6 protein-coding genes are annotated in these 5,593 nt (G+C 65.7%); all 6 read right to left on the bottom strand.

Annotation, left to right across the window (positions count from 1 at the left end; all coding sequences use genetic code 11):
- Window positions 1-481: prephenate dehydrogenase/arogenate dehydrogenase family protein (locus Q0L94_RS07570; protein ID WP_296752001.1), on the bottom strand; the 481-nt coding region annotated here is incomplete at its 3' end.
- Window positions 478-1,572, bottom strand: coding sequence for a histidinol-phosphate transaminase (hisC, locus tag Q0L94_RS07565; protein WP_296751999.1), 1,095 nt, complete (start codon window positions 1,570-1,572; stop codon window positions 478-480). The genes hisC and Q0L94_RS07570, both read right to left, overlap by 4 nt.
- Entirely contained in the window at window positions 1,569-2,636 is a 1,068-nt protein-coding gene (gene pheA / locus Q0L94_RS07560; RefSeq protein WP_296751996.1) for a prephenate dehydratase, read from the bottom strand. Before pheA ends, hisC begins: the two co-directional genes overlap by 4 nt.
- Before the next feature lie 4 nt (window positions 2,637-2,640).
- Window positions 2,641-3,822, bottom strand: a complete 1,182-nt coding sequence (locus Q0L94_RS07555) for a phosphoglycerate dehydrogenase (RefSeq protein ID WP_296751994.1) — start codon at window positions 3,820-3,822, stop codon at window positions 2,641-2,643.
- Entirely contained in the window at window positions 3,815-4,906 is a 1,092-nt protein-coding gene (gene serC, locus Q0L94_RS07550; protein WP_296751992.1) for a 3-phosphoserine/phosphohydroxythreonine transaminase, read from the bottom strand. Before serC ends, Q0L94_RS07555 begins: the two co-directional genes overlap by 8 nt.
- Window positions 4,907-5,028: 122 nt before the next feature.
- On the bottom strand, window positions 5,029-5,593 hold a 565-nt coding region (locus Q0L94_RS07545), incomplete at its 5' end, for a DNA gyrase C-terminal beta-propeller domain-containing protein (RefSeq protein WP_296751990.1).

Below are 5,593 nucleotides of genomic sequence, written 5' to 3'. Positions count from 1 at the left end.
GGCGCACGGTGGCAACCGCGTCGGCGCGCGTGTCGATCTGCGGCGTCAGCACCACGCGCTTGCCCCGATAGAGATCGATACGCGCGGCACCGGGGCCGCACTGTTCGGAGCCCGCAATGGGATGGCCCGGCACGAAATCGGCGAAGCGGTCCCCAAGTGCGGCACGCGCCGCCTCGACGACGTTGAGCTTGGTGCTGCCGGCATCGGTGACGACGGCACCCGTTTTCAGGTGCGGCGCGAGTTGCCTGAGTACCTCCTCCGTTTCTCCCACCGGGATCGCCAGCAGGATGCAATCGGCCTGCCCGGCCTCGGCCCAGCCGACGGCGCGGTCGATCAGGCCGAGTTCGTGCGCGACGGCAAGCTGTGCGGGGCTCCGCCCGACCCCCAGAACCTCGCGCACCGCGTCCGCCTGTTTCAGCGCCAGCGCGAACGAACCGCCGATGAGGCCGGTGCCGACGATGGCGAGCGTCTCGACGATCACAGGCAGGCTCTCAGGGCATCGAGGAAACGGGCATTCTGCGCGGCGAGTCCAACCGATACGCGCAGGAACTCGGGCAGGCCGTAATTGTCGACCGGCCGCACGATTATGCCGCGCTTGAGCAACACAGTGTTGATGCGCGCGGCATCGCCTACTTTGACCAGCAGGAAATTACCCTTCGACGGTATCGTTTCAAGCTTTAAATCGGTCAGCCCCGCAACAAGTTGCGCCATGCCGGCGGCATTCAATGCATGGCTGCGCGCGAGGAACGCCTCGTCGCCGAGCGCCGCTTCGGCGGCCGCCAGGGCAGGTACGCTGACATTGAAAGGGTGGCGCACCCGGTTCAGCAGATCGATCACAGCGGCGCTGCCCAGGCCGTAGCCGACGCGCAGTCCAGCCAGGCCATACGCCTTGGAAAAGGTGCGGCTGATCAGCAGATTGGGAAAGCGCGCCAGCCAGGCCGCGGTGTCGCAGCGTTCGGCCGGCGGCAGGTATTCGCCGTAGGCCTCATCCAGCACCACCAGCACCTGCGGCGGCACGGTTTCGAGGAAGGCCTCGATCTGCGCCCACGGCAGGAAAGTGCCGGTCGGGTTGTTGGGGTTGGCGATCCACAACACCCGCGTGTCGTCGCGGATCGCCGCGCGCATGGCTTCGAGATCGTGGCCGTAATCCCTCGCCGCCACCTCGATGCATGCCGCCCCCGCGGTCAGCGTGGCGATGGGATAAACGGCGAACGCATGCTGCGCATACACCGCCGACGCAGCCGGGCCGAGAAACGCGCGCGCAGCCATGTCCAGCACATCGTTCGAGCCGTTGCCCAGCACGATCTGATCGGCCGCGACACCCAGCTTCGCCGACAACCTCGCCTTCAGCGCAAAGCCGGCGCCGTCGGGGTACAGGGCCATGTCGTGCAGCGCATCCTGCGCCGCAACCAGTGCGGCGGGGCTGGGGCCGAGCGGGTTTTCGTTCGACGCCAGCTTGACGATGTCGGCCTCGTCCAGGCCCAGTTCGCGCGCGAGCTCGGAGATGGGTTTGCCGGGGCGATAGGGGGCGATGGCGCGAATGTGGGCGGGAGCGAGATCGCAACAATTCATGACTGCGCAGCGGGGTAGGAACCGAGAATCTTGAGGAAGGCGGCACGCGACTCGATTTCGGCGAGCGTGGCGGCGAGTTTGGCGTCCTGCCGATGGCCTTCGCAGACGACGAAGAAGAGGTATTCCCAGTTGGCCGAACGCGCCGGACGCGATTCGAGCTTGCTCATGGAAACCCCGGCGTCAGCCAGCGGCTGCAGCAATTTGACGATGGCGCCGGGCTGGTTGTGCACGCCGACGACGAGCGAGGTCTTGTCGCGACCGGACGGAGCGGCATCGGCAGGCGCAAGGACCAGAAAGCGGGTGGTATTGCCGGCTTCGTCCTCGATGCGCGCTTCGACGATGGCAAGGCCATACAACTCCGCAGCGGCGTCGCTGCCAAGCGTGGCGGCATCGGACTCTGCCGCGGCACGGCGCGCGCCTTCGCTGTTGCTGACGACGCTCACCCGCTCGGCCCGGGGCAGATGCCGGTTGAGCCAGTTCTGGCACTGCGCGAGCGACTGGGCATGGCCATAGACGCGGTCGATGCCCTCCAGGCCCGCGCTTTTGCGCATCAGGTTCTGGTGGATCGGCAGCATGATCTCGCCGCAGATCCTGAGCGGGCTGGCGACGATCAGATCGAGCGTGCGCGCAATCGCACCCTCGGTGGAGTTTTCCACCGGCACCACGGCAAAATCGGCACGTCCGGTTTCGACGGCGCGGAAACAGGCGTCGATGTCGGCTTCGGCAACCGCCTCGACGGCATGGCCGAAGTGCTTGTAGGCGGCCGCCTGGCTGAAGGTGCCGGCCGGACCCAGGTAGGCCACGCGGATGTCCTGTTCCAGCGCCCGGCAGGCCGACATGACTTCACGGATCAGGCGCTCGACGGTGTCGCCGTCGAGCGGTCCCGGGTTGGTTTCGCGCAGGCGGCGCACGATCTGGGCTTCGCGCTCGGGGCGATAGATCTTTTCGCCGTTCTTGGCACGGCCGACGGCTTGCGCAAGGCCTGCGCGTTCGGAAACCAGCTGCAGCAAGGTGTCGTCGATGCTGTCGATGCGCGCGCGCAGCGCCTTCAATGCCTCGTCCATCGGGTCAGGCGTCGGGCAGATAACGCACCGCGAGCACACCGGCAATCCCCGCCAGCTGGCGCATCACGGCATCGCCCACCGCGCTGTCGACATCGGCCAGGGTATAGGCCATGTCGCCCCTGGATTTGTTGACCATGTTGTGGATGTTGAGTCCGGCGGCGGCCAGCACCGACGAAATCTGCCCCACCATGTTGGGCACGTTGGCATTGGCGATCGCGATGCGATACGCCGATTCGCGCGCCATGCTGACATTGGGGAAGTTGACCGCGTTCTGGATGTTGCCGTTTTCCAGATAGTCGGCCAGCTGTCCGGCCACCATCACCGCGCAGTTTTCTTCGGCCTCGGAGGTGCTGGCGCCCAGATGCGGCAGCGCGACGACCCTGGCGTGGCCCTGCAGCGCATTCGCCGGAAAATCGCAGATGTAGGCATGCAGCTTGCCGGCGTCGAGCGCCTCGATCACGGCGGCGTTGTCGGCCACGCCCTCGCGCGCGAAGTTCAGCAGCACCGCGCCCGAACGCATCATACCCAGGCGCTGGGCGTCGATGAGATTGCGCGTGGCGTCCAGCAGCGGCACGTGCAGGGTGACGAAATCGGCCTGGCGCAGCACCTCTTCCACGCTCTCGGCGCGCCTGACCTGCGACGGCAGCCGCCACGCGGCATCCACCGTGATCGCGGGGTCGAAGCCGACCACGTTCATGCCGAGCCTGATCGCGGCTTCGGCGATGGTGGAGCCGATCGCGCCGAGGCCGACGACGCCAAGCGTGCGGCCGGGCAGCTCCGTGCCGGCAAACTGCTTTTTGCCGGCTTCGGTCGCCTTGTGCATGTCCTCGTCGCTGCCCGACAGGCCTTCGACGAACTTCAGCGCCGGAACCAGGTTGCGCGCCGCCATCAGCATGCCGGCAATGACCAGTTCCTTCACCGCGTTGGCGTTGGCCCCCGGCGCATTGAACACCGGCACCCCGCGTTCCGACAGTTTTTTCACCGGAATGTTGTTGGTGCCGGCGCCGGCGCGGCCGATCGCCTGCACCGAGGCGGGAATCTCCATCTCGTGCATGTTGGCCGAACGCACCAGGATGCCGTCCGGGTCGGCAATGTCGCCGCCGACGACATAGTGCTGCGGCAAGCGCGCCAACCCGCGCGCGGAAATGGCGTTGAGGGTGAGCACCTTGCGGGCGGCGTCAGCCATGGCTTTTCTCGAATTCGCGCATGCAATCGACCAGCGCGCGCACCCCCTCGACCGGCATGGCGTTGTAGATCGAGGCGCGCATGCCGCCGACCGAGCGGTGGCCTTTCAGCTGGATCAGGCCGCGTCCCTTGGCGGCCTTGAGGAAGGCCTCGTCGAGCGCGGCATCCTTCAGGGTGAAGGGGACGTTCATCAGCGAGCGGTTGTCGCGCGCCACCGGCGAGGCGTAGAAATCGGTCGCGTCGAGCGCGTCGTACAGCAGGTTCGCCTTCTCGCGGTTGGTCGCCTCCATCGCGACGAGGCCGCCGCGCGCCTTCAGCCACTTGAACACCAGCCCTGCCGTGTACATGGCGAAGGTGGCCGGCGTGTTGTACATCGAGTCGTTGTCGGCGTGGATCTTGTAGTCGAACATGGTCGGCGTGCCTTTGACCGTCTCGCCGATCAGGTCGTCGCGCACGATGACGATGGTCAGCCCGGCCGGGCCGATGTTCTTCTGCGCGCCGGCGTAGATCACGCCGAATTTCGACACGTCGATCGGGCGCGACAGGATGGTCGACGACATGTCCGCCACCAGCGGCACGCTGCCGGGCTGCGTTCCCAAATCGGGCGTCCAGAAGATTTCCACCCCGCCGATGGTTTCGTTGGGCGTGTAATGCACGTAGGCGGCGTTCGGATCGAGCTTCCACTGGTCCTGTGTCGGCGCGTAGCTGAAGTTCTTGTCCTCGCTCGACGCCACCACGTTCACTGCGCCGTATTTCTTGGCTTCCTTGATGGCCTTCTTCGACCATTCGCCGGTGTTGAGGTAATCGGCGGAAGCTTTGCCGCGCAACAGGTTCATCGGCACCATGGCGAACTGGCTCGACGCGCCGCCCTGCAGGAACAGCACCTTGTAGTTGGCGGGGATGCCCATCAACTCGCGCAGGTCGGCCTCCGCCTCGGCGGCGATGCCCATGAATTCCTTGCCGCGATGGCTCATTTCCATCACCGACATGCCGCTGCCGTGCCAGTCGACCAGTTCGGCCTGCACCTGTTGCAATACGTCCCTGGGCAGCACGGCCGGGCCGGCGCTGAAGTTATAGATCGTCATCTCTAGCTATCCTTTCATTGATTCCGGGGCAAAATCATTCGTGGCGCGAAGCCGAGCCGCAGACAGTACACCAAGTACGGCAAGGCGAAGGCGACAAAACCACGGGTGATTTTGTGCCGGAATCATTCCTCTTCGTTGTCGGTTTCAGCTACTTTTTCCAGGCTGATCAGTTTCTCGCCCTTGTCCAGGTTGATCAGCGTGACACCCTGCGTCGCGCGGCTCATGGCGCGGATTTCCTTGACGCGGGTGCGGATCAGCACGCCGCCGGTGGTGATCAGCATGATTTCGTCGTCTTCCTTCACCAGCGTTGCCGCCACGACCTTGCCGTTGCGTTCGCTGGTCTGGATCGCGATCATGCCCTGCGTCGCGCGCGCATGGCGGGTGTATTCGGCGATCGGCGTGCGCTTGCCGTAGCCGTTTTCGGTCGCCGTCAGCACGAAATCGTTTTCGTCTTCCGCCACCAGCAGCGAAATCAGCTTCTTGCCCTTGGCAAGCTTCATGCCGATCACGCCGCGCGCGGTGCGGCCCATCGGGCGCACGTCGTTCTCGTCGAAGCGCACCGCCTTGCCGCCGTCGGAGAACAGCATCACGTCGTGGCGGCCGTCGGTGATCGAGGCGCCGATGAGAAAATCACCCTCGTCCAGCCCCACCGCGATGATGCCCGCGGTGCGCGGACGCGAGAAATCG

This window comes from Thiobacillus sp. (genome assembly GCF_024708915.1).
The sequence above is the reverse complement of the archived record's forward strand: the minus strand, read 5'-3'. Positions and strand labels throughout refer to the sequence as shown.

Excerpts from the sequence above, each read along its gene's own strand:
- hisC (WP_296751999.1), bottom strand. The coding sequence starts at position 1,572 with ATGAATTGTTGCGATCTCGCTCCCGCCCACATTCGCGCCATCGCCCCC.
- pheA (WP_296751996.1), bottom strand. The coding sequence starts at position 2,636 with ATGGACGAGGCATTGAAGGCGCTGCGCGCGCGCATCGACAGCATCGAC.
- Q0L94_RS07555 (WP_296751994.1), bottom strand. The coding sequence starts at position 3,822 with ATGGCTGACGCCGCCCGCAAGGTGCTCACCCTCAACGCCATTTCCGCG.
- serC (WP_296751992.1), bottom strand. The coding sequence starts at position 4,906 with ATGACGATCTATAACTTCAGCGCCGGCCCGGCCGTGCTGCCCAGGGAC.